Raw genomic sequence first — 23,868 nt, 5'->3', positions numbered from 1 at the left:
TTTTTAAGTACCGTCTTTTTTTGTACAAAAAAATCCTCTCTGTACATGTGAACAGAGAGGATTTATGCTTATTGCTTTTTATATTTTGTATCGATTTTGGAAATGGAAAATACGCAAAGCAGCAAAATCAGCAGCCATCCATACAGAATGGGGCGACTGCCGGGAAAGGGAATATCCAGACACGCCTTGCCGACGAACAGAACGCCGAGCAGAAGATTCATTTTGCCAATCTCCTTTAGATAAGCAGGGATATTTTTTTCTTCAATATTTTCCAGAACGCGCTTGGTATAAAAAATCGTTTGACCATAGAGGGCAAAAACGCCTCGGGCAAAGAAATAAATACCTGCGAGAAATAGCAGCGTCACAGCGTTTTCTCCTCCTTTCCGGCGGTGCAAATTCTTGCAACACAGCCTGTTTCATGGTAAACTTATAAGATATGTGGCAGAAATCAGTAAGAGCGTTTGTTTGCTCTCTTGTTCAGGCTGGTCTGACGGTCATTCGCCTGCTTCATCCACTCCTTCATCTTGTCTTCAAAATCGGAAGACGCATTGACGGAGGACTGGGGACGGAAATATTCCTGTGCAGGGTTCGCAGATGCTTCGCTCTGTCTGCGGGGCTGCTTGTTGAAGGGCTTGTTGGACTTTGGACGGCGTTCCTCCTTGGGCAGAGCCTCACGGATGGAAAGCACGATTTTGTGGCTTTCTTCATCAATGGAAAGCACCTTTACCTTTACCATATCGCCAACCTTTACATGGTCATTGATATCCTGAACGAAGCTGTTGGCTACCTGAGAGATATGCACCAAGCCCTGCGTGTTGCCGAGAGAAACAATAGCGCCAAAGGGCTTGACACGAACAACCTTACCTTCTACGATGCTGCCGACTTCTAATTTTTCAGACATTCCTGTATACACTCCTGTTCAAATGATGAATTGTTTGACTTGTTTTGCGCAGAAAATACTGCGTATAGTGGGTATTATATCATAGATAAAAAGGGAATACAAATAAAATTCGGTTACAAATTTGGAGGCTTTTATGAAGAAAAAAGATGAGATTATTCTGGAGATTGCGGATGTGAATTTTCCCAATAAGGCGTATGGGTATTACGAAGGAGAGAAGGTCATCGTGAAAAATGCTGTGCCCGGGCAGAAGGTGCAGGCACAGGTGTTCAAAAAACGGGGTAGCGGCGTGGAGGCGCGCCTGCAGGAGGTCATCGAACGCTCTCCGATGGAAAGAGAAACAGGAATGTGTTCCCATTATGCACTTTGCGGCGGCTGCACCTATCAGACCATGCGGCATGAGGAGGAGCTCAGACTCAAGGAGCGACAGGTAAAACGGCTGTTGGAAAACGCAGGGATTTGTGTGCAAAGCTGGGAAGGCATTGTGCCTGCCCCTTCCGAAACGGGCTATCGCAATAAGTGTGAATTTTCCTTCGGAGACGAGGAAAAGGACGGCGACTTAGCACTTGGGATGCGCAAACGCATGAGCTATTATGAGGTTGTGACGCTGAAGGACTGTAATATTGTCGATGCGGATTATCTGCGAATCATCGAAGGGACGCTGCAATTCTTTCAGGAGAGAAAGGTGCCGTTTTATCATAAGGCGCGTCATGATGGCTCTCTGCGTCATTTGGTCGTACGAAAGGGCGCGGCAACAGGCGAAATTTTAATCAATCTGGTGACTTCCTCTGAGGTTCCCTTTTCCGTGGAGGAATTTAAGGATATGCTGCTCGGACTGGAATTGGACGGCTCTGTCTGTGGTATTCTGCATTCTGTGAATGATGGACTGGCGGATGTGGTCAAAAGCGACGAAATGCGCTTGCTCTATGGCAGAGATTTCTTTATGGAAAAGCTGTTTGATCTGGAATTTAAGGTTTCTGTGTATTCCTTCTTCCAGACGAATTCCGCCGGCGCGGAAAAGCTTTATTCCATTGTAAAGGAATTTGCCGGAGATGTGGCGGATAAGACGGTTTTCGACCTGTACTGTGGCACAGGTACGATTGGGCAGATTATGGCTGAAGCAGGTTCTAAAAAGGTGATAGGGATTGAATTGATTGAAGAAGCGGTTGTAGCTGCAAATGAAAATGCAAAGCGTAATCATCTCGAAAACTGTACCTTCCTCGCAGGAGATGTGCTGAAAATGGTGGATGAGCTTAAGGAAAGACCCGACCTGATTATTGTAGACCCACCCAGGGATGGGATTCACCCGAAGGCGATTGGGAAGATTATTGCATTTGGCGCACCGGAGATTGTTTATGTTTCCTGCAAACCGACTTCCCTCGCAAGGGATCTGGAGATTTTTCAGCAGGAAGGGTATCAGGTGGAACGAGTGAAGCTGATGGATATGTTTCCCAGAACGGTTCATGTGGAGACGGTTGTCTTGCTTTCCAAGGGAGAGGTCGACTCGAAAAAGATTCGGGTTGAGTTCTCTTTGGAAGATATGGATATGTCCGAATTTCAGGATGGGGCAACCTACACCCAGATCAAAGACTATGTGCTGGAGCATAGCGGGTTAAAGGTATCCAATCTTTATATCTCACAGATTAAGAGGAAATGTGGGATTGAAGTTGGCAAGAATTACAATTTGCCGAAGTCCGAGGATTCCAGACAGCCCATGTGTCCGCCGGAAAAAGAGAAAGCAATCCGAGAAGCATTCAAATATTTTGGGATGATCTAACATCTCGCAAAATGGAGGTTTCTTATGGATAGATTGATTTCTTGTGAGTTTAACATGGATACCGCTTGTGTGGAACTGAAATTCTTAGATGGCAGCATGATTGCCATTGATACCATCGCCGTGGAGAATGAGGTTGCTGACAATATGTATCAACGGTCAGAACTGGATTATCTAATCTACAATGATCCGGTTGGATATGCAGACTTGATCTTGAACGGTGATCCCGAAATTTATCTAAAAACTGTAACTGAATGTAAACCCTTAGATTAAAACTCAGCCCTCTGCCTTTTCATTGGCAGAGGGCCGTTTTTTGCTTAACAGTTATTGAGCATCCCTTAATTGCTCTACAACGCTGCATTTCGCTGCGTTGTCATACATCATGCAGGGGATCAGCCACCCCAGCAGAAGAAATATCGGAATTGTCAGCAGGACAGGCAGAATGGTGAATCGATACTCAAAGAACCAGAACATACTGCCCAGCATTTTTCCCGCAAGAGGTCCCACCGCCAGCGACAGAATAAAGGCCGCCGCTACAGAAGACATTGCGTAAAACAACCCCTCGTAGATCAGCATGGTTTTGAGCTGCCGGTTCGTCATTCCTACAGCCTGAAGCACAGCAAATTCACGGCGGCGGGAAAGAATACCTGTCATCATGGCGTTGAAGAAATTTAAGAGTCCCACCAGTCCGATGATAGCACAGAGGATACCACCTACCAGAAGGAACATCTGCCGGAACTGAGCAAACTCAGAGCGAGCCGTGGCTTTGCTTTCATACATCAAGGGCGAAAACTCACCGGCAGTGAGCTTCGATAGATATTGCTCTGCTTCGGCCTCGTTAGCGTCGTCCGCTGTGTCGAACAGGTAGAGCATCGGAATGGCCGCACCACCGCTGTCCCGCTGTGCGGTATCCACAGACAAAACTGTCTCATATCCAATACCACCATAACGATAACTCATGGAATACGGAAGCTCTACCAAGGCGCAGACCGTGTACGCTACATCTCTGGCTCCATACAGTTTTTCCTGAAGGTACTCCTCCGGTGTATCTTCGGTGCAGAGTTCCCCGGTGCGGCTGTCGATATATTTCACATCGTCCGCATAGGTAGCGGTGATCGTGTCTCCCACCTTGGGGTAGTATTCAAGATTGGGCAGATTACCGTAGTCATCTAAGGAAACCGCAATGGCAATGGCGTTATTGTCCGGCTCCAACATGGGAGAAATATCTCCGTCGAACACTTGCAGCTTGTCAAACAGACTGTTATCCAGAGCCTCAATTCTGGTCTTTCCCATCACCATATTGCCCCGGTGCTCCAGACGGCTCATATGGCTGTCCAACTGCTCGGCGCTTTCGTACCTTGCATAGTCCTGCCGCAGAGCATCCTCCGTCATCCACAGATATGCGGGTTTTCGCACAGCATATCCCGTGCCGGAAAGACTGGCCTTTGTGTTTGCTGCGATCTCTCCGATCTGTTCTGGCGTGATGAATTCATCTGCTGAGTTGTAACGGAAATAGTCGGGCGTGCTGACGATAAAATCGGCGCAGGTCATGGTGGATACATACTTCTCCATGCTGAAGCCGCCCACAAAGGCACACAGTGCATTGAACAGCGTCACCGACAGTGCCAGAGACACCACCACCAGCACCGTCTTTTTCTTGTTTCGTCCCAAATTGGCAAAGACCATCTGATGGAGCTTGGCTCCCCGGGTGCTGCGCTGTTTTTTCTTGGTCTGCATTGCATCCGTATATTTGGTAGCCTCCACCGGAGAGACCTTAGCTGCCATTTTTCCGGGCTTGGAACAGGACAAGAGCACCGTCAACAAGGCGAACAGCATAGAACCAAGGAAGATCACAGGCGATGTGCTGATGGTGGTGATGCCTGCATCCAACTGGGTGGAGCGCAAGACAACAGGAACCAAAACAGCGCCGATGCCATAGCCCAGCAGCAGCCCCGCCGGAATGCCGATCAGACAAAGCAGAAGTGCCTGCTGGCGAATGATGCGTTTGAGCTGCCGGGGCGTTGTGCCAATGGTTTTCAGAAGTCCGTAAAACCGGATATCCCCTGCAACAGAGATCTGAAAAATGTTATAGATGATAAGATACCCCGTGAAAATCACCAGCAGCAAAAAAGCTGCTATGGCGACCATCAGCTCTGGATCGAGCTGTGACTCCAGCTGGGATGAGGTATATCCCCAATTGACGCCGATTCGGACGCTGTTGGGATCGGTATAGCTGTCCCATGTGTAACCAAGATCGGTATCCACCTGCTCCATCTGCCCTTGAATGTTTGTGCCGGAGGCCAGCATGACATTCAAATCGGTGCGGAAAGGCTGTAAACCTGTTTTCACTGCCTGCGCTTCGATGTCATCTGCGTAATCACGGCTGATGTTGATGTAATGAACAGGCATTAGTTCATCATAGTCCCAATAGCCCACCAGCGTAAAGGTATCTGTTACAGTAAAGGCGGTTTGATCCTTGTCCGTAATGGAATAGGAAACCGTGACCTCGGCGCCCAGCTCCGGCGTTACGCCAAGCAACTGCAACGCTGCCGTATCCATGGCTACCTCTTTGCCGCTTTCGGGCATCCGTCCGGTAGTAGGGGTTGCATAGCTCCATTTAGTGCAGTTGGCATCCATGTAGCTGATCTCTGCCGGTATTTTGGCAAAGACCCCCTCCGCAGTGATACCGATTACCTTCCGTGCCCCCGTAGCCTTCACCTTTGGGTGGGCAGCGATGCGTTCCGCCTGCTCGGGGGAAACATCCTTAAAGGTGCCATGCGCATAGCCGCCTACCTGCCGAAACTGGTAGGTTTCATAGCTGGCGTTCAGTGACAAGACAATGGTGAACATGGAAGTAAATAGCAGCGTTGTCAGCGCAATGGCAAAAATGGCGATCAGATTGCGGCGACGGTTCGCATAAAGAGATTTTAAGCTGAGCTTTCGAATACATTTTCTGTTTTTGACATTCATCGTAGCCACCTCCCGTTAGTTCTGGGAGACGATCCGACCATCTTCGATACGGATAATGCGGTCTGCCATCTGCGCAATTTCTTCGTTGTGAGTGATCATTACGATTGTCTGGGCGAACTTTTGACTGGTGACTTTCAAAAGGCTCAATACATCCTGGCTGGTTTTGGAATCCAGATTGCCGGTGGGTTCATCTGCCAGAATGATAGCGGGTGCTGCCGCCAGCGCACGGGCAATGGCTACTCGCTGCTGTTGACCGCCTGAGAGCTGATTGGGCAGCGCATCCAGACGATCATCCAGCCCAAGGGTCTGCACGATCTGCTGTACGAAATCCTTATTGACCTTGCCACCGTCCAGCTCAATGGGTAGAACAATATTTTCATACACATTCAGCACCGGAACAAGATTATATGCTTGGAACACAAAGCCGATTTTCCTGCGGCGGAAGATGGTCAGCGCTTCCTCCTTCAGGGAGAAAATATCCTGTCCGTCCACCATAACCGTGCCGCTTGTAGGGCGATCCAGCCCGCCCAGCATGTGCAGCAGCGTGGATTTGCCGGAGCCGGATGTGCCGACAATTGCAACAAATTCGCCCTTCTTTACACTTAAATCAACTCCATCCAACGCATGAACTGCGTTATTGCCGGAGCCATAAATCTTTTTCAGGTTTTTTGCCTGTAAAACTTCCATAAATGAGTACCTCCATGAAAAAATCTGTATATATGAAAGGAAATGATCCTTTGATACATACAGATTATCGCATAGGAATCTTTCCACATTCTTTCCGGCGGAAAATGAAATCTAACAGTTTTGATAGAATTGTTGTTATTTCGGCAGAAATATGGAAAACGTACTTCCTTTTCCCGGAACGGAAGCAACCTTGATATAACCGCCCTCGCCGGATATGATCTGTCGGGCAAGATATAAGCCGATGCCGACCCCTTCTTGTTTCTGCACACTATTTGAGCGGTAAAAGCGAGCAAATATCTTCGCTTGCTCATTTTCCGGTATGTCTGAACCGGTATCCGATATATCGATCCTTGCAAACATTTCGTAACTTACGGCAGAAATCCTGATTGTGCCATGCTCTGTATATTTGATGGCGTTGTCTACGATATTAGCCAGCGCTTCCGCTGTCCATTTGAAGTCGAATACAGCAAAAGCATCTGTATCCTGCATTTGCAAAGACAATCCTTTTTCAGAAGCCTTGGCAGTATATTGTTCTACCACACTTTCAAGCAGCGGCTGCAGCGCTGCCGGCTGGGGGGAGAGTGAAATGATCCCGTTTTCCAGTCTGGAAAGCTTTACGAGAGAATCGATCAGAAAACGCAGCTTTTCCGATTGTTTGTACAGTGCCTCCACATTTGCCTTCGCCGATGCAGGCATAGTTTCCTCCATCAGAAGCTCGCTGTATAACAGCAGGTTTGCAATCGGCGTTTTTGTCTGGTGCGAGATGTCCGCAATCAAGGTTTTGATTTTGTCTTTTTCCTGCGCTATGTTTTGAGAAGATGCTTCTGCGGCGGAAAGATAGTGTGCAAACTTTGTTTCCAAAGCAGACAGCTGGCTTTCATCAAAAGTTGTTTCAGAAAAGGAGCCGATCATAGCAGCGTCCAGCATCCTTTCGATTTCTTCCATCGTTTTTCTGGTCTTTCTCCGCTCCCATAACACAACAGCTGCCGCCGCCAGAAAACACAGCAGTATAATCACAATGCCGGTTCTATTCATCTTTTGTCACCCAGCTATAACCGATTCCGTAGATGGTTTTAATGTATTTCTGTGCACCAAGCTTATCCCTCAGACGCTTGATCGTAACAGACAAAGCATTTTCATCCACATATTCTGCGCCATCTGTCCAGATCCGGTCGACAAGGTCTCCACGGGTCATGGTTCGACCACGATTTTCAACAAGCAGACGCAGTAATTTTTGTTCTGTTTTACTCAATTCCACTTTTGAATCTCCCACATAAAAGGTCATAGCCTCAAAGTCAAAGTGAAATAGATCAATATGGATCGGCGCATTTTTATGGTTTGACGCTTGCTTTCGCAGTTGGGTATTCACCCTTGCCCGCAAAACCGAAAGAGAAAAGGGCTTGGTAATATAATCATCAGCGCCCCTCTCCAGTCCGTCTACGATATCCAGATCGGTGTCATTGGCAGTCAGCAGAATAACAGGAACTCCGGGCAGGTTTTCCTTGACCTCCCGAAGCAGCTCAAGCCCACTGCCATCCGGCAGATTGATATCCAGCAGGATCAGGGATACACTCCCGCAAAGCAATTGTTCTCTTGCCGCTTTTAGATCATGGCAGGATATAATCTGACGGTCATCTGCTTTCAGCGCTTTGCATAAGCCTTGATTCAAACCGATATCATCTTCAACAATCAGTAATTGCTCCATATATCTCACTCCCTCGTTATTCAAATGCCACCATCGTTTCCTTGGGCAATTTTTCGTTCTCACAGTTCAGAAGATAGGCTACGGCCTTGTTCGCAAAGCGGTTGGTTTTTATCGTATCCCAATCGGCAAGGCGAATGATCTCTGCTGTGCCGTTCTCAAAATCAAATGAAATCTCGCCCCATTCGCCGTCGCAGTCTGCCTGATATTCGTAGATTGCGGCGGCGATTTTCTTTTTTCGCTTGGTCTTGGATTTCTGTTTTAGCCGGACTGCATGGATTGCGCCCTCGGCAACCAACAATTCCGTCAACTTGTCCACTGCTTTTCGGTAGGCTCGTTCTGCACCGCTGGCTGTACTGCCCTCAAACATAACCGCCAGTTCTTCAAAGGTGGGGCGGTCTTTCCATGAGCTGACACGCCCACAGGTCATGCAAATTGCTAACCGTTTTTCGAGCAAGGTCTGTTCCCGGTAATTCAGTTTCTCAAATGCCCGTTGCACCTTTTCTGCCTGTATGCCGTTCCAGAGGATGTCGGTATAGTTCCAAGTATCATCCAAGGCAACATCTTCGCCGGTTTCCTCGCCGTCTTCGTCTGTCACATAGAAAGGCTGCTGATTGCGGATGCCACGGACAACTTTCAGATATTCTTCCGCAAGGGCAAGATCACAGTTGTATTTCTTGGAAAACTCGCTGACCGCATCCTTGGTGTTATGGTACAGCCATGCCATTGACCGCACCATTTTATAATTGGTCAGAGAAGATACCGACCATTTTTCTTCGCCCATGCGAAAACGGAGCATAGCATCCCGGATGAACGGATAGATGTATGTAGCATACTCTGCGCCCTTGGCAAGGTCATAGTCCATCAGCTTTTGGAGCATTTGCTCCCGGCAGGAGAGCTTTATATCTATAAATCGGTCTGTGTCGTACAGATCGCCGCCATCCACACCGAGAAAGTCTTTGATGCGCTTGTTAAGCTGCGGCTCGTAGTGGTGTAGGAAGAATGAGAAATATATCAAATTCTTTTCCTGCAAGGCAGACAGGATATATTCGTTCAGATTGCCCACCGCTGGAGGCTCCGGTTCCAGTTGGAAAATGTGCTCTGCCACATAGGAAATGATGCCGTCATCGTGCGGATTGACTTGGTGTTTTGGTATGTATCCGGTCATATTCCATGTAAAATCATTCAGCATAGCGCACCTTCTTTCAACTTTCAAAATCTATTCAGTCAAACAATATGTGCTGCCCAAATATGTACCCTGATTTTTTGACCATTTCTATTCAAAATGATTTGAGCATGCTTCAACTCTCCATATCCCGTTTCCACATCTAAAAGACTACATTCTCGTGGAAACGGGTAGGAATATTTATCAAAATGGTTGAAAATGTTTTTATAACCCAAATCGAAGTTTTTGGCAGTGGTATAAACTATCAAAAAAGTGTACGGGCAACCGTTGGGGTCGTATTTTGTAAGAACTTTATTCATGTGGGAGTCTAATCGCTCTCTTTCCAATGAAGATACCTTTATTCCCTCTATCATTACAACAGGTAATCCATCATAACAAAGCTGAATATCAACCTCCCCAGCCTCGTCACCGTTTTCTGAGTCTCCTTGCCTTGTTTGATCTTTCATGAAATAGCTCTCGCCCAAAATATCCCGAATATAATCATTCATTGTATCTTCGCTACTATCTGCGTTGTAGTGGTGATTACGCTGTAGCTTTGAAAGTGCTCGTAACATTTTGTCGCATATTTCTTTTTCGGGTATTCGGCTATCATCTTCTATTTGTGCAGTACTACAATCTTCTTTGTATTCGTCCAAATGATCCTTCAATACATATAATTTTGACTCTAATTTGTCAAATCGTGTTTTGTCATCCCATCCGGTAAAATGGGATGACAATGCAATTATTTCGTCAATGTATGCGTCACCTTCTATTTTGGCAAGTTCAAAACACACTCGGTCTTTCCACTGCAAAAAGACTGGATTCTTATATATGGTTTGCAGATCTATGCTGGATGTTTTATGCGTTCCAGTATTGTAGTCATACATTGAAGCCACTGGGTAGCTCTCTGTGGTAAATAGTGTTTTGATTTCCGGTGCTTGATCAATCAATTCTTTTATAGCATCCACATTAATCATAGTTTTTTCCTTCCAACGCTTCTTTTCTTAATACGCCTTGTCCCATTTCTTTTTCATAATCGCCCTTGGCATAGGCTACATTGCTCAATGCCCGGAGCATTTTATCCTTTGCCAGCTTCTTCATAACCTCTGCAAGATCAGCGTCCAGAGTACCACGCTTCACATAGCGGTTTATGGTATTTAGCCGCTTTTCATAAATCTGTTTCAGCGGATGATCGTCCGCAAGTTCCCGCTGTTCTCTGCCTTTTAGATTGCCGATCTGCCGACAGGTGCGGTGCAGCTTGTCCCCCGGCGCATAACCGCCGCAGTATTTGGTGTGCCTTGCGTTGGTGGTCAGAAACCATTTGCCGCAGATCCGGCATTTTTTCGGTGCATGACCCACACACAAACCCTCAAAGAAATCAGACCGGAACATTCCCACAAAGGATACATAGTGCATCCGCTTGACCAGCTTCGCTATGTCCTCGCCGGGACGGATGGTAGCCACATACTGAACAGAGTTATTTGCAACAGACATCCAGGCATTGCCCTCTGTGATAGAGAACTTAGGCGGGAAATAGCTGCCGAACATTTTTGCAAAGCCCTCCGCTGTGCGGTCTGCCTCGTTGCCGTCTGATTTTTCTGCAAAATCAAGCATTGCCTTTTGATATTCCTCAAGAGAGTATGCCAGATGCCCGCATACAGCGGTATAGCGCTGGAGCATCACCGCATCAGCATATTTTGGAACTTCTTCGAACGGTAAAGAATTGGTTACGGCTTTTATGGCGAACTCCACATATTTCAGAGCATTGTCCGCAGTAAAAACCTTTTCTATCCGTTCCCTGTGCTTTGGTATATCCATATAGGAGAACGGCGGCGTTTTGCTGAGAATCTCTAACATTGTCAATGCAGCTTCCTTTGCCATAGGAAAGAGTGCAGAAGTATCCTGTCCGGCATTCAGCATCCCGAGCAGCAGATTGATTTTCTCGCATTGCTCGTTCATTCTTGTAATAGTATCCGCAGGAACATTCAGCGCATCACAGGCAAGCGTGCCGACAGGGAATGTTTTGCCCTCATATATGACCGTATCCTGCCAGAAGTCCAATGTCATCAATTCTTGGTTCATGCTTACCCTCCTGTCCTGTTTTTTCACTTTCTTAATTGTATCATGCTAATGTAAAGAAATCTACATCTATCAATAAGTTGTCCTGTTTTTTGAAACAGGATTGTCCTGCCATTAGCCTGTTTTTTGAAAAATCCGTCATAACCATAATAGAAGGAGCGAAGCACCTGCCAATCACGGCGGGTGCTTCGTGCTTTCCAGAATATTATGAACGGAGGGTTTTCTATGACAATCTATGAAACCATCAAGGCGGCAATCAGCGTCAAGCAAGCCGCCGAACACTACGGGCTGAAAGTGAGCCACAACGGCATGGCTTGCTGCCCGTTCCACAACGACAGGCATCCGAGCTTGAAGCTGAATGAGGACTATTTTTTCTGCTTTGGCTGTGGAGCAAAGGGAGATGTGATCGACCTTGTGGCAAGGCTGTTCAATATGAGCAGCTATGAAGCAGCGCAAAAGCTGGCTTCGGACTTCGAACTTGACCCGAAACCGCCCACTGCCGCAGCTATGGCCAAGCCAAAGCGTCCTTATATCCGTCAGTTCCGGGAGGATGAAATGCTGTGTTTCCGGGTGCTGACGGATTATCTGCATCTGCTGGAAGATTGGAAAGTGCGGTATGCACCCAAAACACCGGAGGAGGCTCTGGATGATCGTTTTGTGGAAGCCTGCCAGATGCACTGTCCTATCGAATATATGGCAGATGTGCTGACCGTGGGTGATCTGGAAGAGCGGGTGGCATTGGTGGACGAGCTGATGAAGGAGGGAAAAATTACTTTTCTGCAAGAGTACATCACACGAAAGAAAAAGGAGGTGGCGCACCATGGCGAAGAACCGGAAAACGCCTGATATGAATTTGCCTGTCTGGTTTGATGGGCAGAACATCAACGAAGCTCTGTTTTGTGAAGAATTTCTGCATGAGCGCAGAATTATCTTCGCAAACGGAGCTTTTTTTACGCCCGATGGTCGAGTGACGGACGATCTCCCACTGCGTGGGGAGATTTACGACAAGCTGAAATTTTGTGCCGTAAACAATATCCCCCGGAAGATCACCAACATTCTGGAAGTGCTGAAACTGGAAGCACAAGTGCCGGACTTTCCACCGGAGCAGGATCGGATTCATTTGTCCAACGGTACGCTGCTATTGAACGGCACATTTACCAAGGGCAGACCGGCTATCGTGCGAAACCGTCTGCCTGTTGTTTACAATCCTCATGCACCTACACCTGTGACCTGGCTAAAATTTCTGGATGGGCTGCTCCATGCGGAGGACATCCCCACTTTGCAGGAGTTTTTCGGCTACTGTCTGATTCCTTCCAACAAGGGGCAGCGCATGATGGTGATTAAAGGCAACGGCGGCGAGGGCAAATCCCAAATTGGTGCGGTGCTGTCCGCTATATTCGGCACGAATATGAAAGACGGCAGCATCGGAAAAATTTCCGAAAACCGCTTCGCCCGTGCTGATCTGGAACACATCCTGCTGTGCGTGGATGATGATATGCGGATGGAAGCTCTGCGTCAGACCAACTATGTAAAATCCATTGTGACTGCACAGGGCAAGATGGATCTGGAACGCAAGGGAAAGCAGAGTTATCAGGGCTGGATGTTTGCCCGGTTGCTGGCATTCAGCAACGGCGATCTGCAAGCTCTGTATGACCGCAGCGACGGTTTTTACCGCAGACAACTTGTGCTGACCACCAAAGAAAAGCCCATGGACAGAGCCGATGATCCTGACCTTGCAGAGAAGATGAAAGCTGAAGCCGAGGGTATCTTCCTGTGGGCATTTGAAGGCTTACAGCGGCTTGTTGCCAACAACTTTAAGTTTACGGAGAGTGACCGTATCCAGGAAAACCGGGAAGCGGTCAAGCGTGACAACAACAATATCTTTGATTTCATGGAGTCGGAGGGATACATCCGATTGAAAGCGGATGCTTCCATCAGCTCCAAGGATTTCTATGAAATCTACCGGATGTGGTGCGAGGAAAATTCCCTTGCTCCGCTGAAAGCCCGTAGCTTCAGCGACGCCATGATTGCCAATGCCAAGAAATTTAATCTGGAGCATTGCAATAACATCACCAACTCTGCCGGACGGCGGGTATGGGGATTTATGGGTGTGGAGGCTGTGGCAAGACCTCATATAAATGGGTTTTACGGAAATTCGCCGTGTACGTACGTACCGGAGGACATTCCGGAGGAATGGCGGCAGGTCGAGTAAATCCCATTGGCTGGTACGTATGTACGCAGCAAAAGAGCGTGAAACGCTTGTGATAGAAACAGCTCATTTCCTTTATTTGGGCTGTTTCTATTGCAGTGAAAGATTTGATTTTCACTGCCGCCGGGATGGGTGGTGTTTCGCAAAACAGCAGCTATCCCGGCTGAACAACAGAAAACGATGCAGACAGTTTTCGGGCAGTTCAGCAGAGGTCACCGCAGTGACCGCATTCCCCCTCGGGAGAGCCCTCGGAGAGCCCACGGCACTTTGCAGCCAGTATGGATGAAAGTGTCATAGTGGGTTATTACACTTTGAAAAAGTGCCTCTCCGTAGTTCTCCGCTGTCTGCAAATCTCAAAGAAAGGACAAAAATTCTATGGCAAGAAATGATGGAATAGACCGTACCGTAGCCAGAAATCAGGACTTGGAAACCCCGGCAGATGTGGCTAAGGTACAGGAACACAATGAGCGTGAAAAGGACAGCTACAGCAATCAGGACATCGTGCCGGAACGCACTTCTCTGAACGTTCATTTCAAAGCACCCACGGACGATTATGTAAAAATGTTTGAGCAGATGGAACAGGACGGCGTAATCTCCACCAGAGGTCTGAAACCGGATGCCGTCAAATACGGCGAGTTAGTATTTGATGTGAACTCTGCTTATTTCTACAATCATGGCGGCTATGAATTTGCAAAACAGTTTTATGCTGATGCTTACAAAGCCGCCGTGGAGATTGTAGGCGGTGAGCAGTATATCCTCTCCGCTGTGATGCACGCCGATGAGCGCAACCGGGCAATGTCCGAAGCTCTGGGCGAGGATGTGTACCACTATCATCTTCATGTGGTTTATATCCCGGTGGTGGAAAAGCAGATCCTTTGGTCGAAGCGATGCAAGGATGAAGCCCTCCGGGGAGCCGTTAAGGAGGTCATCACACAGGTCAGCCGCAGTAAGAAATGGGAGTCCAAGCCGGTGCTTGACGAGGACGGTAATCCAATGTTGAACGCAAGAGGAAAAAAGATTTTGAGGTCATCCTACAGTGTGTTGCAGGATGACTTTTTTCATTTCATGCGAGTTGCCGGATATACCGATCTGGAGCGTGGAGAACGTGGAAGCACCGAGGAACATCTGACTGTGACCCAGTTCAAGGTGCAGGCAGAACAGCAGCGGCTGGAAACTGTGGCCGGACAGGTGGCACAGGTGGAGCGGGGTTTGGAGAATGCCAAAGCTGCCACGGAGAAGCAGAAACAGAAACTGGAAGCTCTGCAAAAGGAAACCAAAACAGCAAAGACCGTTGCTCTGACGGTGCAGGAGATTGAAACAATGGGCAAAAAAGCCACATTCGGAAACAATGTTGTGCTGACTCCGGATGAATGCGACACGCTCAAACACTATGCGGTCAATGGTATTATTGCCAATGCTGACAACAAGCGACTGAAAGAAAAATTGGCTTCCGCAGAAAAGACGGTTTCCATCTGGAAGCAGCGGTATGAAGCGGTAAGCGAAAAATATATGGAACTCAAACAGAAAGCCCAACCCTTTCTGGATGCACTGGAAATCGCATCCGAAAAGGTTCGGGCTTTTATCAATTCTATCCTCATCAGAGGAAAGGAAACACAGGAACACGAACACCCTGCCCGGAAGCGTGGACAGGATATGGAACTTTGATGGAGGAATCGCCTATTGAAGAAATATTATGAAGAAGCGAAATATAATGCGGCATTTGACCGCTGTGTGGATGTTATGAGCCAGATGCTCCAGAAATATGGACATCAGGTTTTGGATAAATTGGAACAGGACGCTCCGCAGGAAGTGGAGCATTCCGAGGAAAGTAATCAAGCACAGCCTTTGACGGATAAGGCTGCGTAAAATCTCGCAATTTACACGTTGCGTATTCGTTACAGCTATGCTATAATGATTACGCAACGTGTACTTTTTGCTTTTGTGGAGAAAAGACGGATGGATTGTAAAAACAGAATTATAAAGTTGCGTGAAAGCACAGGACTGAACCGGAAAGATTTTTGCAAGCTCGTCCATATTCCTTACCGGACTATGACTGAATGGGAATTGGACAACCGCCATGCACCGGATTATGTGCTGTGGCTTTTGGAGTATTATATCCGCAACGAGGGACTTATGGTAAAAGGAAGGAATGAGGGAGGTGGAGATTCTGAAAAAGAAACAACTTAAATGCTATCTTTATACAAGAGTGTCCACCTCGATGCAGGTTGACGGATACAGTTTGGATGCCCAACGTGACAAGCTACGGAAGTATGCGGCATACGAGGATATGATCGTTGCCGGGGAGTATTCTGACGAGGGATTTTCCGGCAAGAACATCCAAGGGCGGCAGGACTTCCAACGGATGCTGAACGATATCCAGGACGGCAAAGATGATGTTTCTTATGTGCTGGTCTTTAAGCTGTCCCGATTTGGCAGAAATGCGGCGGATGTTCTGAACTCTTTGCAGCTTATGCAGGATTTTGGTGTCAACCTGATCTGCGTGGAGGACGGCATTGACAGCTCCAAGGATGCCGGAAAGCTGATGATCTCTGTGCTGTCTGCGGTGGCAGAGATTGAGCGAGAAAATATCCGCACACAGACAATGGCAGGACGGGAGCAAAAGGCTCGTGAGGGCAAATGGAACGGCGGTTTCGCTCCCTATGGATACAAACTGGAAGACGGAAACCTTGTTATTGCAGAGGATGAAGTGGAAGTAATCCGTGTCATTTATGACCGCTACATCCATACCAACGAGGGCGTTGCTGGAGTTGCAAAATATCTGAACCGCAATGGTTATGTAAAGAAACTAAGACAGAATAATACCATTCCGGGATTTTCAAGAGATTTTGTGAAAAATGTATTGTACAATCCTGTTTATATGGGAAAGATTGCTTACGGCAGACGAAGAACAGAAAAGAAACAGGGTACAAGAAACGAGATGCACGTGGTTGAGCAGTCGGAGTTCCCGGTTTATGAAGGACAGCACGAAGCTATCATTTCCGAAGAAGATTGGCATCTGGCACAGGAAAAGCGCAAGATCAATTCTTTCAAGCGGGAAAAGGTCAACAATCCAGACCATGCACACATCCTGTCCGGTATCTTGAAATGCCCATGCTGCGGTAAGAGTATGTACGGCAATATCGCCAAGGCGCACAGCAAGGACAAAAAAACACGGTATTATTACTACTGCAAAAATACGGTTACACCTACCGGGCATGAGTGCAGCTTCCGTCTGAATATCGAGCAGACGGAAATCAATAAATTTGTGGCGAAGATTATTTCTGCTATGGTTAACAATCCCCGGTTTGTGGAAGCGATTCAAGCGAAAATCGGAACGGCGGTTGATACAGAGGATATGGAAAAGCAGATCGCCGTTCTGCAAGGGCAGCTAAAGCAAGCCTTTGGAACGAAAAGTCGCTTGGAGCGTCAGATGGATACCTTGGACATCAACGATGTCCACTATGACAGAAAGATTTTAGACTTGCAGCGCCGCTATGATGAGCAGTATGATACCATAGAGGAAATCGAAGTTCAGATTGGCGAATTGCAAAGTCAGATCCGCAACATACAGCAGGAGAAGATTTCCGGTGACAATATCTATCGCTTGTTACTGGCATTTGATGAAGTCTACCATTCCGCAACGGAAGCGGAGCAGAAGGAGTTTATGAAGGCCTTTATCGAGCGAATTGAGATGTTCCCGGAGAAAAGGAAAGATGGAAGCTGGATAAAGAAGATCGTATTCAATTTTCCTGTGCCTGTTGATGGTGAGGAAGTGAAAGAACTTCCCTTGGAAACTGAAACAACTGTTGAGACTGTGGTGTTGCTACAAAGGAAAAATATGTAGAAATCCTTGAATTTACGCACTTTGTGGAGTTTTTCAGTTTCAGAAAAATAGGTGAAAATCACAAAGAAAAGAGCCTTGTGAAGAAAGTAACCGTTGTTGTTGCGTTAGACCTCGGGACGGGGAACACAAAGAATCTTGAATATGAAAATGAATAGAGAGCTATCAGATCATTGATAGATTATAGGGATACTTGTTAAAAGCGGGTGTCCCTATTTTTTATAGGGCATTCCAGAAATGGAGTGTCTTTTTTATACCAAAATATTAAAAATTCAGGAGGAGAATGAAAATGACAAACACAGCGTTAAGAGCAGAGAATAGCAATTCTCGCACAATTACTTTCAAGAGCAAGGAACACGAAAAATTTTATATGGAATATCTGGAAAAATGCAGATATCAGGATGTCTACCATCAGGCTCTGGTTTATTGCCTGGGTATCGACAGAGACACAAGAGAAAATGTGAATAAAATCTATAATTTTAAAACTGGATGTGTAAAAACGGAATCCCTGCAGGAAGGTTGGCAGACCAGTGGAAGTTTACGGATCGTCCGCATGGCATTTAATCTTTACTGCAATGGGACACCAAGTGTCGGAGATTATGAAGCAGAGGAAGATCAGTTAAAAGAGTGTCAGTATTATACCGTAGAAGATCTGTTTTGCTGCGGATATGCCCGGTATTTTTGGGAAGCCATTAAAATCCGTTATCCAGAGTATTGTTTTTACAAAGACTGGGAGGATATGTATGCTGAAAATTAGATTACAGGGTACTTTAAAGGATATTCAATGGTTCCGTCGTATTTTGGAAAAGCATAAAGAATTGGATGTTCTGGAAGTATCGGATGCTTATGCGAACAAAGGAACAAGCAAATATTTTCGTGTTTATGTTGAAGTAGAAGAAAAAGAGTAAATCGGAGGAAAGTATATGTGTAAAGTAATTGCTATTGCAAATCAGAAAGGCGGAGTAGCCAAAACAACGACAACAATCAATCTGGGAGCCGGACTGGTGAAGTCAGGGAAAAAAGTAGTCCTGGTAGATGCTGATCCACAGGGGCACTTGACAATGGGATTGGGATTCCCTAAAAATCTCAAGGTAACATTAAAAAGCATGATGGAGAACATTATCATGGGACTGGAATTTGATCCGAAAGAAGCAATTCTGCACCATGAAGAAGGTGTTGACCTAGTTCCGTCCAATAAATTGCTTGCCGGAATGGATATGTCTTTATTTACAGTAGAGGACAGAGAAAAGGTGCTGAAAGAGTATCTGGAACTGCTGAAGGATGAGTATGATTATATTCTGATTGACTGTATGCCATCCCTGGGAATGCTGACGCTCAATGCTTTGAGTGCAGCGGACAGTGTTCTGATTCCAGTGCAGCCACAATATTATGCGGCAGATGGACTCATGGAATTACTGAAAGTAGTTAAGGGAATCCATCAGAGGTTCAATCCGGATTTACAGATAGAAGGTATTTTATTCACAATGGATAATTGTCGTTACAATAATGCAAAGAGAAACAAACAGGCAATCAAAACTACATACGGAAGTGACATTAGGATTTTTGAGCAGACGATTCCGAGAACAGAAAGCCTTGCAGAAACAGCATCGGAGGGTGTAAGTATCTTTGCCTATGATGGAAAAAGCAAGGGGGCAGACAGCTATCTGGAACTGGTTCAGGAGGTGTTGAAACATGCGTAGACCGAAAAAAGATATTCAGCTTACCTCTTATGATGAATTACTGGGATTAGAGGAAACACCGGAAAAGAGTATGAACCAGGTTGTGGAAATAGATCTGGCAAAGCTCTATCCCTTTAAAAATCATCCGTTCCATGTAAATGATGATGAAAAAATGGCAGAAACCGTAGAGAGCATTAAAACATACGGTGTTTTGACTCCTGCGCTGGTAAGACCTCGACCAGATGGCGGATATGAGATGATTTCCGGGCATAGAAGAAAAAGAGGCTGTGAACTGTGTGGAAAGACTACATTGCCAGCTCTTGTCCGAAATTATACGGATGATGAAGCGGTCATTATTATGGTCGATTCCAACATTCAGCGTGAAAATCTTCTGCCAAGTGAGAAAGCTCATGCCTATAAGATGAAATATGATGCAATGAAGCATCAGGGAAGTAAAGGTGAGAAATATACAGCAGATATGGTTGGGGAAGCTGCCGGGGACAGTGGGAGAACCGTACAGAGGTATATACGTCTGGCGGCATTATCAGATGCTTTGCTGGAATATGTGGACAATAATAAAATTCCTATGATTGTGGGAGAAAAGCTGTCTTATCTGAAGCCAGAGGAACAGGGGTGGCTTCTGGAAGTGATTACCAACAGCAGCATTTTTCCGACAAAACAACAGGCAGAACAGTTAAAAGAATGCAGTGCAAATGGAAAATTAAACCAGAGTTATATCTATGCTGTTTTATTAAAAAAGGAAAGCAGTAAGATCAATGTGACGATTCCGGCAAAGAAAATTGGAAATTATTTTCCGGAGACATATTCTAAAGAACAGATAGAAGAAGTCATTTTTATGCTTTTGGATAAATGGAAAGAAAACAAAGAAGGAGTAGCAGATGCAGAAGATACAGTTTGATTATTTTACGGGGATGGAAGCGGAACAATACAGCTTTTATCGTGTCCCTAAAGTGCTGTTTACCGAACCATGCTTTAAAACTCTTTCTTGTGAAGCAAAGGTATTATACGGTCTGATGCTGGACCGTATGAGCCTGAGCATTAAGAACAGATGGCTGGATTCAGAGGACAGAGTATACATTATTTTCACTGTGGAAGAAATTGCAGAGTTGATGAACTGCGGAACTCAAAAGGCAGTGAAACTGGTAAAAGAGCTGGACAGCAGTAATGGGATTGGATTGATAGAGAAGAAACGTCTGGGACTGGGAAAACCGAATGTTATTTATGTGAAAAATTTTATGATCAGAGAGGTTCCAGATCAAAAGCCGACAGGTAATTGTGCAGATCTGCAATCTGAGCAGGAAGATCATAAAAAAATTGCAGATTTGCAATCGAAACAGAAAAGACATGAGGAATGTGCAGATTTGCAACAAGAAGCAGAAAACAAGGGGAAAACAGGCATTTCTCTGAATTGTGAAAATCATCATTCAGGAGTAGTGAAAACCACAATTCAGGATTATGGGGAATCACAATTCCAGAATAGTGAAAATCACAATTCAAGAATGGTGGAAACCACAAATCCAGAATTTCCAGAATCACAATTCCAAAATAGTGAAAATCATCATTCCAGAATAGTGGAAATCACAAATCCAGAATACCCGAAATCACAATCTAATAATACTGATATTAACAAGACTGATATTAGTGAAACTGAGATAAATCAATCTTATCCAATCATATCAGGTAATCCCCAAAAGAAAAAAGATGTGATGGAGAAGATGAGAGCATATCGTGAGGTGATTCATGAAAACATAGATTATCAATATCATGCCAAGGAAGATGTAGATGAACTGGTGGAGTTGATGATCGAAGTTATGATGATGCCGGAGGACAGTATGATTCGAATTGCGGGAGTAGAAAAACCAGTTGCTTTGGTAAAAAACAGGTTTATGAAATTGAACTATTCGCATATCGAATATGTGCTGTTCTGTCTGAATCGGAATACGACCAAGATTGGGAATATTAAAGCGTATCTTCTGACCGCCCTGTATAATGCCCCGGCAACGATAAACAGTTATTATCAGGCAGAAGTTAATCACGATATGTATGGAGGATAAAGGAACATGAAGAAGATGATTAAAAAAGTGATAGCACCAGTGCTGGTGATTACAGTATTGTTTGCAGTATTAAGACCGTTTTGTATCCAGGATGGGAAGTGCAATTATTTCTTGCTGTTACTTCTGATGGGGATACCGTTTGGAATCGGAAAAATGTGTGTCTGGATGGTTCCAAAAGGTTTTGACCTCGGAGGAACGCTGGCAGTCTGGACAATGAATCTTCTGATCGGAGGATTGATCGGAAGCATCGTTCTTCTGGCAATGATTGGACAGGCGATCATTTATCTCTGCGTTTTTCTGATTACAGTTCTTACAGGGATACATAAAATACCGAGAATAAAATGAAATAGATTTTTTGAAAAGCAGCTAAGACAAAAATTAGCTGCTTTTTTTCGGGGAACTTTGCGACACAATGGCGTAAAGTTGGGACAAATTGCAGGAAAGGAGACACCGTATTGAGCAATCGTGCAATTTCCACAGAACTTATTGAATTGGGAGAACGGATCAGAAAACGCAGGCAGGAAATGAAGTTGTCACAGGAATCTTTTGCGGAAAAAGCAGGTATCAGTGTCAATACGGTCAGCAGGATAGAAGGCGGACAAACGGCAATGTCTGTTGAGATTTTTAGGAAGATGATTGAGATATTGGAAACGGATGCCAATCTCCTGCTGGGGAAAGAGGGAGGCGGTACAGAGAAGCTGGAATCAATTCAGGAAGTGCTTTACCGTATTCAGAAGATGGAATGGAAAGAGCAGAAAATTATCATGCAGACCATAGATTCTCTGATAGACAGTTTAAATGAATACAGGTGAATTTCACCATATATGGGGTGCAAAATAAAAAAACTCCCCATATATGCTAAGGATAATAGAATCTTGTGTTGTTAAAATGGAAAACAGAGAGATAAAGAAGGGAGATAGGATTGATGACAAGAGAAGAAAATTTGCTTTATCGGAAACAGTGTCCCTATGATGCAATGGGAGACTATTCTGTTTTGATGGAAAATGAAAAGAACATAAAAGCAAAAAGAAATGCCAAGAAGTCTGATGCTGGCATCAGACAGAAAATAAAGTAGAGAATATTGTAACTATTAGAAAGGGCAGTAAAGAAGTTTCAGGCTCTCGTTTAAAAAAAACGGGTGTACCGGAAGCTGTTTTTTACTGTCCTTTTTGTCAGTTGAACAGTAAGAATCCTATCCTTTCTGCTGATGGGCACCTGTTGCCAGCAGGCAGAAAGGTGGTAATTATGCTTACATTGCAGGAATTGAAACAGGTTGTAAGTAACAGGGAAGAAAGAAGAAAGGTTCCGTCCGCTAAATATTTAAGAGAAAATGAGGTAGCAGTTGCGAAGCAGAGGTTGATGGATTGTGCGGAAATTATCGCATATCAGACCGGATATGTTCTCTATTGTGTGGGGGACTATGCAACGGTTTTTCCATTATTTACCTGTCGAGATTATGTATATGAAGCAGAAAGAAAAATAGCAGTTGTTGAGGAGAATTTTTTCGATGATCAACCCTGGTATGTAAGGCTGATATTAGAAGGCGAAGACCGGCTGTGGAGAAACAGGGAAACACGAGAACATAATAATTGTGTTTCATATAGCTGTATTTCTGAAGAATGGTGCGAGTTGGCAGATAAAGGACAATGTCTGCTTGAAAAAATCATTGCAGAGGAAACAGTCAGAGAGCTGATGGATTTGCTGACAGAGCGACAGAGACAGATGATCCAGCGTATTTATTTTCAGCAGAAAACACAAAAAGAAGTTTCGCATGAACTGGGTATTACAGTTCCGGCAGTATCAAAGTGTATTTCACAGGCAATGCAGAAAATGCGGAATAATTCGGATAACTCTGCCAGAGCATTGGAAAAGGAGACTGGAAGTATGCCTGGTAAAAAGCCAAAAGAAAGACAACGCTATATGCTGCGTATAAATGACACGCTTGTGGAAGTTACCAGGGAAGTATATTTGGCCTGGTATCAGGCTGGAAGAAAAGAGCGATACCAGGTTGAAAAAATGCAGAGGAATGGGGTATGCAGCATGGAGGAATTACAGGAAAAAGGCTATGACTGCTCTTTTTCGGTAGTATCACCGGAAGAAATCGTTATCAGACTGTCAGAAATACAGGAACTGGAAGAAGCTCTGGGATATTTGACTAAAGAGGATGCAGAACTGATAACACTATTGTTTTTTGAAGAATTTACAGTAAAAGAAACGGCACAGTATTTGGGGTGCTGCCCAAAGACGATTAGAAACCGGAGGAAGAAAGTATTGGAGAAGTTAAAAGAACAACTGGAAAACACATAAAACAATGTTGGAATAAAAATTTCTAAAAAATTTTTCAAACAGGTTAATTTTTGCCCTTTCACACATGCGGTTAGTGAAGGGGCAAATGTCTATTTTCAATTCGAGATAATAATACCCTTAAAAATTGAACCTTGACAATTTCATACCAGCAGCGAGAGGATACCCGGAACTTTTCAGCTACGCATTCTTGCGGCGGGAATCCGGTGAAAACGTGAAGGGATACAGATGGGAGGCACCCCTTGCAGGAACGATTACGAATTACCTCTTGCGGCTTAATGCTTGATCCTGAACTTTACCTGAGTGTCATTCCTGTTTTACAGGATGACAGCAGATACCATGTGGCGGTGTTTCAAAAAAGGCACTGCCATATGAATGTGCTGTTATCAGAGTTATTTCTGTATCAGTAATAAGATGTGGGAGGTGGTTCCAATGATTGAATAATGCAGGTGTGAGCCTGCATGAAAACAGAGCAGATAATAGAA

General features: G+C 45.3%; 27 protein-coding genes. 18 read left to right on the top strand and 9 right to left on the bottom strand.

The features are described 5' to 3' along the window. Positions 1-68: 68 nt before the first annotated feature. Both EJE48_RS01825 and EJE48_RS01820 read right to left on the bottom strand, forming a co-directional pair. On the bottom strand, positions 69-365 hold the full coding sequence (locus tag EJE48_RS01825; protein ID WP_118582676.1) for a hypothetical protein: 297 nt from the start codon (positions 363-365) through the stop codon (positions 69-71). Positions 366-448: 83 nt separating this feature from the next. Next, positions 449-901, bottom strand: coding sequence for a S1 RNA-binding domain-containing protein (locus tag EJE48_RS01820; RefSeq protein WP_124984251.1), 453 nt, complete (start codon positions 899-901; stop codon positions 449-451). Positions 902-1,034: 133 nt separating this feature from the next. On the opposite strand from EJE48_RS01820, the gene rlmD reads away from it, so the two are divergent. Next, positions 1,035-2,675, top strand: coding sequence for a 23S rRNA (uracil(1939)-C(5))-methyltransferase RlmD (gene rlmD / locus EJE48_RS01815; RefSeq protein WP_124984250.1), 1,641 nt, complete (start codon positions 1,035-1,037; stop codon positions 2,673-2,675). Between the two features lie 24 nt (positions 2,676-2,699). After that, on the top strand, positions 2,700-2,945 hold the full coding sequence (locus EJE48_RS01810; RefSeq protein ID WP_021683568.1) for a DUF6061 family protein: 246 nt from the start codon (positions 2,700-2,702) through the stop codon (positions 2,943-2,945). Between the two features lie 51 nt (positions 2,946-2,996). On the opposite strand, the gene EJE48_RS01805 is transcribed toward EJE48_RS01810, so the two are convergent. The 7 genes from EJE48_RS01805 to EJE48_RS13015 all read right to left on the bottom strand — a co-directional run bounded on the left by EJE48_RS01805 (position 2,997) and on the right by EJE48_RS13015 (position 11,278). Beyond that, positions 2,997-5,642 (bottom strand): ABC transporter permease, encoded by a 2,646-nt coding sequence (locus tag EJE48_RS01805; protein ID WP_124984249.1) that lies wholly within the window; start codon positions 5,640-5,642, stop codon positions 2,997-2,999. Positions 5,643-5,657: 15 nt separating this feature from the next. Beyond that, positions 5,658-6,329: an ABC transporter ATP-binding protein gene (locus EJE48_RS01800; protein WP_006858253.1), complete on the bottom strand. Its 672-nt coding sequence runs from the start codon at positions 6,327-6,329 to the stop codon at positions 5,658-5,660. 135 nt (positions 6,330-6,464) lie between these two features. Further along, positions 6,465-7,364 (bottom strand): sensor histidine kinase, encoded by a 900-nt coding sequence (locus EJE48_RS01795; protein WP_124984248.1) that lies wholly within the window; start codon positions 7,362-7,364, stop codon positions 6,465-6,467. Continuing rightward, positions 7,357-8,034 carry a response regulator transcription factor gene (locus tag EJE48_RS01790; RefSeq protein WP_124984247.1) on the bottom strand — a complete coding sequence of 226 codons (678 nt, stop codon included), beginning with the start codon at positions 8,032-8,034 and terminating at the stop codon, positions 7,357-7,359. Before EJE48_RS01790 ends, EJE48_RS01795 begins: the two co-directional genes overlap by 8 nt. A gap of 16 nt (positions 8,035-8,050) precedes the next feature. Then, positions 8,051-9,223: a sigma-70 family RNA polymerase sigma factor gene (locus EJE48_RS01785; protein WP_124984246.1), complete on the bottom strand. Its 1,173-nt coding sequence runs from the start codon at positions 9,221-9,223 to the stop codon at positions 8,051-8,053. 35 nt (positions 9,224-9,258) lie between these two features. Further along, positions 9,259-10,173, bottom strand: coding sequence for a hypothetical protein (locus tag EJE48_RS01780; protein ID WP_118145867.1), 915 nt, complete (start codon positions 10,171-10,173; stop codon positions 9,259-9,261). Continuing rightward, entirely contained in the window at positions 10,166-11,278 is a 1,113-nt protein-coding gene (locus EJE48_RS13015) for a DUF6076 domain-containing protein (RefSeq protein WP_243001756.1), read from the bottom strand. Before EJE48_RS13015 ends, EJE48_RS01780 begins: the two co-directional genes overlap by 8 nt. A 222-nt stretch (positions 11,279-11,500) precedes the next feature. Here EJE48_RS13015 and EJE48_RS01765 point away from each other — a divergent pair, with 222 nt between their 5' ends. The 16 genes from EJE48_RS01765 to EJE48_RS12225 all read left to right on the top strand — a co-directional run bounded on the left by EJE48_RS01765 (position 11,501) and on the right by EJE48_RS12225 (position 23,793). After that, complete coding sequence (locus tag EJE48_RS01765) at positions 11,501-12,121, top strand: CHC2 zinc finger domain-containing protein (protein WP_124984245.1); 621 nt, start codon at positions 11,501-11,503, stop codon at positions 12,119-12,121. Then, entirely contained in the window at positions 12,096-13,487 is a 1,392-nt protein-coding gene (locus EJE48_RS01760; protein ID WP_118145873.1) for a DNA primase family protein, read from the top strand. The genes EJE48_RS01765 and EJE48_RS01760 overlap by 26 nt, the downstream gene beginning before the upstream one ends. A 372-nt stretch (positions 13,488-13,859) precedes the next feature. Next, positions 13,860-15,149, top strand: a complete 1,290-nt coding sequence (locus EJE48_RS01755; RefSeq protein ID WP_118145875.1) for a plasmid recombination protein — start codon at positions 13,860-13,862, stop codon at positions 15,147-15,149. Between the two features lie 15 nt (positions 15,150-15,164). Next, on the top strand, positions 15,165-15,350 hold the full coding sequence (locus EJE48_RS01750; protein ID WP_118145877.1) for a hypothetical protein: 186 nt from the start codon (positions 15,165-15,167) through the stop codon (positions 15,348-15,350). A 90-nt stretch (positions 15,351-15,440) separates the two neighbouring features. Next, the gene (locus EJE48_RS01745; RefSeq protein ID WP_015540908.1) at positions 15,441-15,671 is read left to right on the top strand and encodes a helix-turn-helix domain-containing protein; all 231 of its coding nucleotides are present in this window, start codon (positions 15,441-15,443) and stop codon (positions 15,669-15,671) included. Then, positions 15,652-17,328, top strand: a complete 1,677-nt coding sequence (locus EJE48_RS01740; protein WP_408608180.1) for a recombinase family protein — start codon at positions 15,652-15,654, stop codon at positions 17,326-17,328. The genes EJE48_RS01745 and EJE48_RS01740 overlap by 20 nt, the downstream gene beginning before the upstream one ends. Before the next feature lie 286 nt (positions 17,329-17,614). Next, entirely contained in the window at positions 17,615-18,082 is a 468-nt protein-coding gene (locus EJE48_RS01735; protein WP_124984243.1) for a DUF6075 family protein, read from the top strand. Beyond that, positions 18,069-18,233, top strand: coding sequence for a hypothetical protein (locus EJE48_RS12335; protein WP_002594292.1), 165 nt, complete (start codon positions 18,069-18,071; stop codon positions 18,231-18,233). Before EJE48_RS01735 ends, EJE48_RS12335 begins: the two co-directional genes overlap by 14 nt. Before the next feature lie 15 nt (positions 18,234-18,248). Continuing rightward, positions 18,249-19,025 (top strand): ParA family protein, encoded by a 777-nt coding sequence (locus tag EJE48_RS01730; protein ID WP_124984242.1) that lies wholly within the window; start codon positions 18,249-18,251, stop codon positions 19,023-19,025. After that, a complete protein-coding gene (locus EJE48_RS01725) occupies positions 19,018-19,923 on the top strand; it encodes a ParB/RepB/Spo0J family partition protein (RefSeq protein WP_002594290.1) in 906 nt (301 codons plus the stop codon). The genes EJE48_RS01730 and EJE48_RS01725 overlap by 8 nt, the downstream gene beginning before the upstream one ends. Beyond that, positions 19,904-21,079: a DUF6017 domain-containing protein gene (locus EJE48_RS01720; RefSeq protein ID WP_124984241.1), complete on the top strand. Its 1,176-nt coding sequence runs from the start codon at positions 19,904-19,906 to the stop codon at positions 21,077-21,079. Before EJE48_RS01725 ends, EJE48_RS01720 begins: the two co-directional genes overlap by 20 nt. 6 nt (positions 21,080-21,085) lie before the next feature. Then, entirely contained in the window at positions 21,086-21,424 is a 339-nt protein-coding gene (locus EJE48_RS01715; protein ID WP_118040676.1) for a DUF6050 family protein, read from the top strand. A gap of 110 nt (positions 21,425-21,534) precedes the next feature. Further along, positions 21,535-21,891 (top strand): helix-turn-helix domain-containing protein, encoded by a 357-nt coding sequence (locus tag EJE48_RS01710; RefSeq protein ID WP_002594287.1) that lies wholly within the window; start codon positions 21,535-21,537, stop codon positions 21,889-21,891. Between the two features lie 113 nt (positions 21,892-22,004). After that, entirely contained in the window at positions 22,005-22,154 is a 150-nt protein-coding gene (locus tag EJE48_RS12330) for a hypothetical protein (RefSeq protein WP_170158614.1), read from the top strand. 170 nt (positions 22,155-22,324) lie between these two features. Continuing rightward, a complete protein-coding gene (locus EJE48_RS12505; RefSeq protein WP_243107941.1) occupies positions 22,325-23,386 on the top strand; it encodes a sigma factor-like helix-turn-helix DNA-binding protein in 1,062 nt (353 codons plus the stop codon). Positions 23,387-23,625: 239 nt separating this feature from the next. Further along, positions 23,626-23,793, top strand: a complete 168-nt coding sequence (locus EJE48_RS12225) for a hypothetical protein (protein WP_160117294.1) — start codon at positions 23,626-23,628, stop codon at positions 23,791-23,793. Positions 23,794-23,868 lie beyond the last annotated feature (75 nt).

Origin of the sequence: Anaerotignum faecicola (assembly GCF_003865035.1) — a bacterium.
GTDB lineage: Bacteria > Bacillota > Clostridia > Lachnospirales > Anaerotignaceae > Anaerotignum_A > Anaerotignum_A faecicola.
The sequence above is the reverse complement of the archived record's forward strand: the minus strand, read 5'-3'. Positions and strand labels throughout refer to the sequence as shown.

What these genes read in the sequence shown, in the direction of transcription:
- EJE48_RS01820 (WP_124984251.1), bottom strand. Translation starts at nt 901, where the DNA reads ATGTCTGAAAAATTAGAAGTCGGCAGCATCGTAGAAGGTAAGGTTGTT.
- rlmD (WP_124984250.1), top strand. Translation starts at nt 1,035, where the DNA reads ATGAAGAAAAAAGATGAGATTATTCTGGAGATTGCGGATGTGAATTTT.
- EJE48_RS01810 (WP_021683568.1), top strand. Translation starts at nt 2,700, where the DNA reads ATGGATAGATTGATTTCTTGTGAGTTTAACATGGATACCGCTTGTGTG.
- EJE48_RS01805 (WP_124984249.1), bottom strand. Translation starts at nt 5,642, where the DNA reads ATGAATGTCAAAAACAGAAAATGTATTCGAAAGCTCAGCTTAAAATCT.
- EJE48_RS01800 (WP_006858253.1), bottom strand. Translation starts at nt 6,329, where the DNA reads ATGGAAGTTTTACAGGCAAAAAACCTGAAAAAGATTTATGGCTCCGGC.
- EJE48_RS01795 (WP_124984248.1), bottom strand. Translation starts at nt 7,364, where the DNA reads ATGAATAGAACCGGCATTGTGATTATACTGCTGTGTTTTCTGGCGGCG.
- EJE48_RS01790 (WP_124984247.1), bottom strand. Translation starts at nt 8,034, where the DNA reads ATGGAGCAATTACTGATTGTTGAAGATGATATCGGTTTGAATCAAGGC.
- EJE48_RS01785 (WP_124984246.1), bottom strand. Translation starts at nt 9,223, where the DNA reads ATGCTGAATGATTTTACATGGAATATGACCGGATACATACCAAAACAC.
- EJE48_RS01780 (WP_118145867.1), bottom strand. Translation starts at nt 10,173, where the DNA reads ATGATTAATGTGGATGCTATAAAAGAATTGATTGATCAAGCACCGGAA.
- EJE48_RS13015 (WP_243001756.1), bottom strand. Translation starts at nt 11,278, where the DNA reads ATGAACCAAGAATTGATGACATTGGACTTCTGGCAGGATACGGTCATA.
- EJE48_RS01765 (WP_124984245.1), top strand. Translation starts at nt 11,501, where the DNA reads ATGACAATCTATGAAACCATCAAGGCGGCAATCAGCGTCAAGCAAGCC.
- EJE48_RS01760 (WP_118145873.1), top strand. Translation starts at nt 12,096, where the DNA reads ATGGCGAAGAACCGGAAAACGCCTGATATGAATTTGCCTGTCTGGTTT.
- EJE48_RS01755 (WP_118145875.1), top strand. Translation starts at nt 13,860, where the DNA reads ATGGCAAGAAATGATGGAATAGACCGTACCGTAGCCAGAAATCAGGAC.
- EJE48_RS01745 (WP_015540908.1), top strand. Translation starts at nt 15,441, where the DNA reads ATGGATTGTAAAAACAGAATTATAAAGTTGCGTGAAAGCACAGGACTG.
- EJE48_RS01735 (WP_124984243.1), top strand. Translation starts at nt 17,615, where the DNA reads ATGACAAACACAGCGTTAAGAGCAGAGAATAGCAATTCTCGCACAATT.
- EJE48_RS12335 (WP_002594292.1), top strand. Translation starts at nt 18,069, where the DNA reads ATGCTGAAAATTAGATTACAGGGTACTTTAAAGGATATTCAATGGTTC.
- EJE48_RS01730 (WP_124984242.1), top strand. Translation starts at nt 18,249, where the DNA reads ATGTGTAAAGTAATTGCTATTGCAAATCAGAAAGGCGGAGTAGCCAAA.
- EJE48_RS01725 (WP_002594290.1), top strand. Translation starts at nt 19,018, where the DNA reads ATGCGTAGACCGAAAAAAGATATTCAGCTTACCTCTTATGATGAATTA.
- EJE48_RS01720 (WP_124984241.1), top strand. Translation starts at nt 19,904, where the DNA reads ATGCAGAAGATACAGTTTGATTATTTTACGGGGATGGAAGCGGAACAA.
- EJE48_RS01715 (WP_118040676.1), top strand. Translation starts at nt 21,086, where the DNA reads ATGAAGAAGATGATTAAAAAAGTGATAGCACCAGTGCTGGTGATTACA.
- EJE48_RS12330 (WP_170158614.1), top strand. Translation starts at nt 22,005, where the DNA reads ATGACAAGAGAAGAAAATTTGCTTTATCGGAAACAGTGTCCCTATGAT.
- EJE48_RS12505 (WP_243107941.1), top strand. Translation starts at nt 22,325, where the DNA reads ATGCTTACATTGCAGGAATTGAAACAGGTTGTAAGTAACAGGGAAGAA.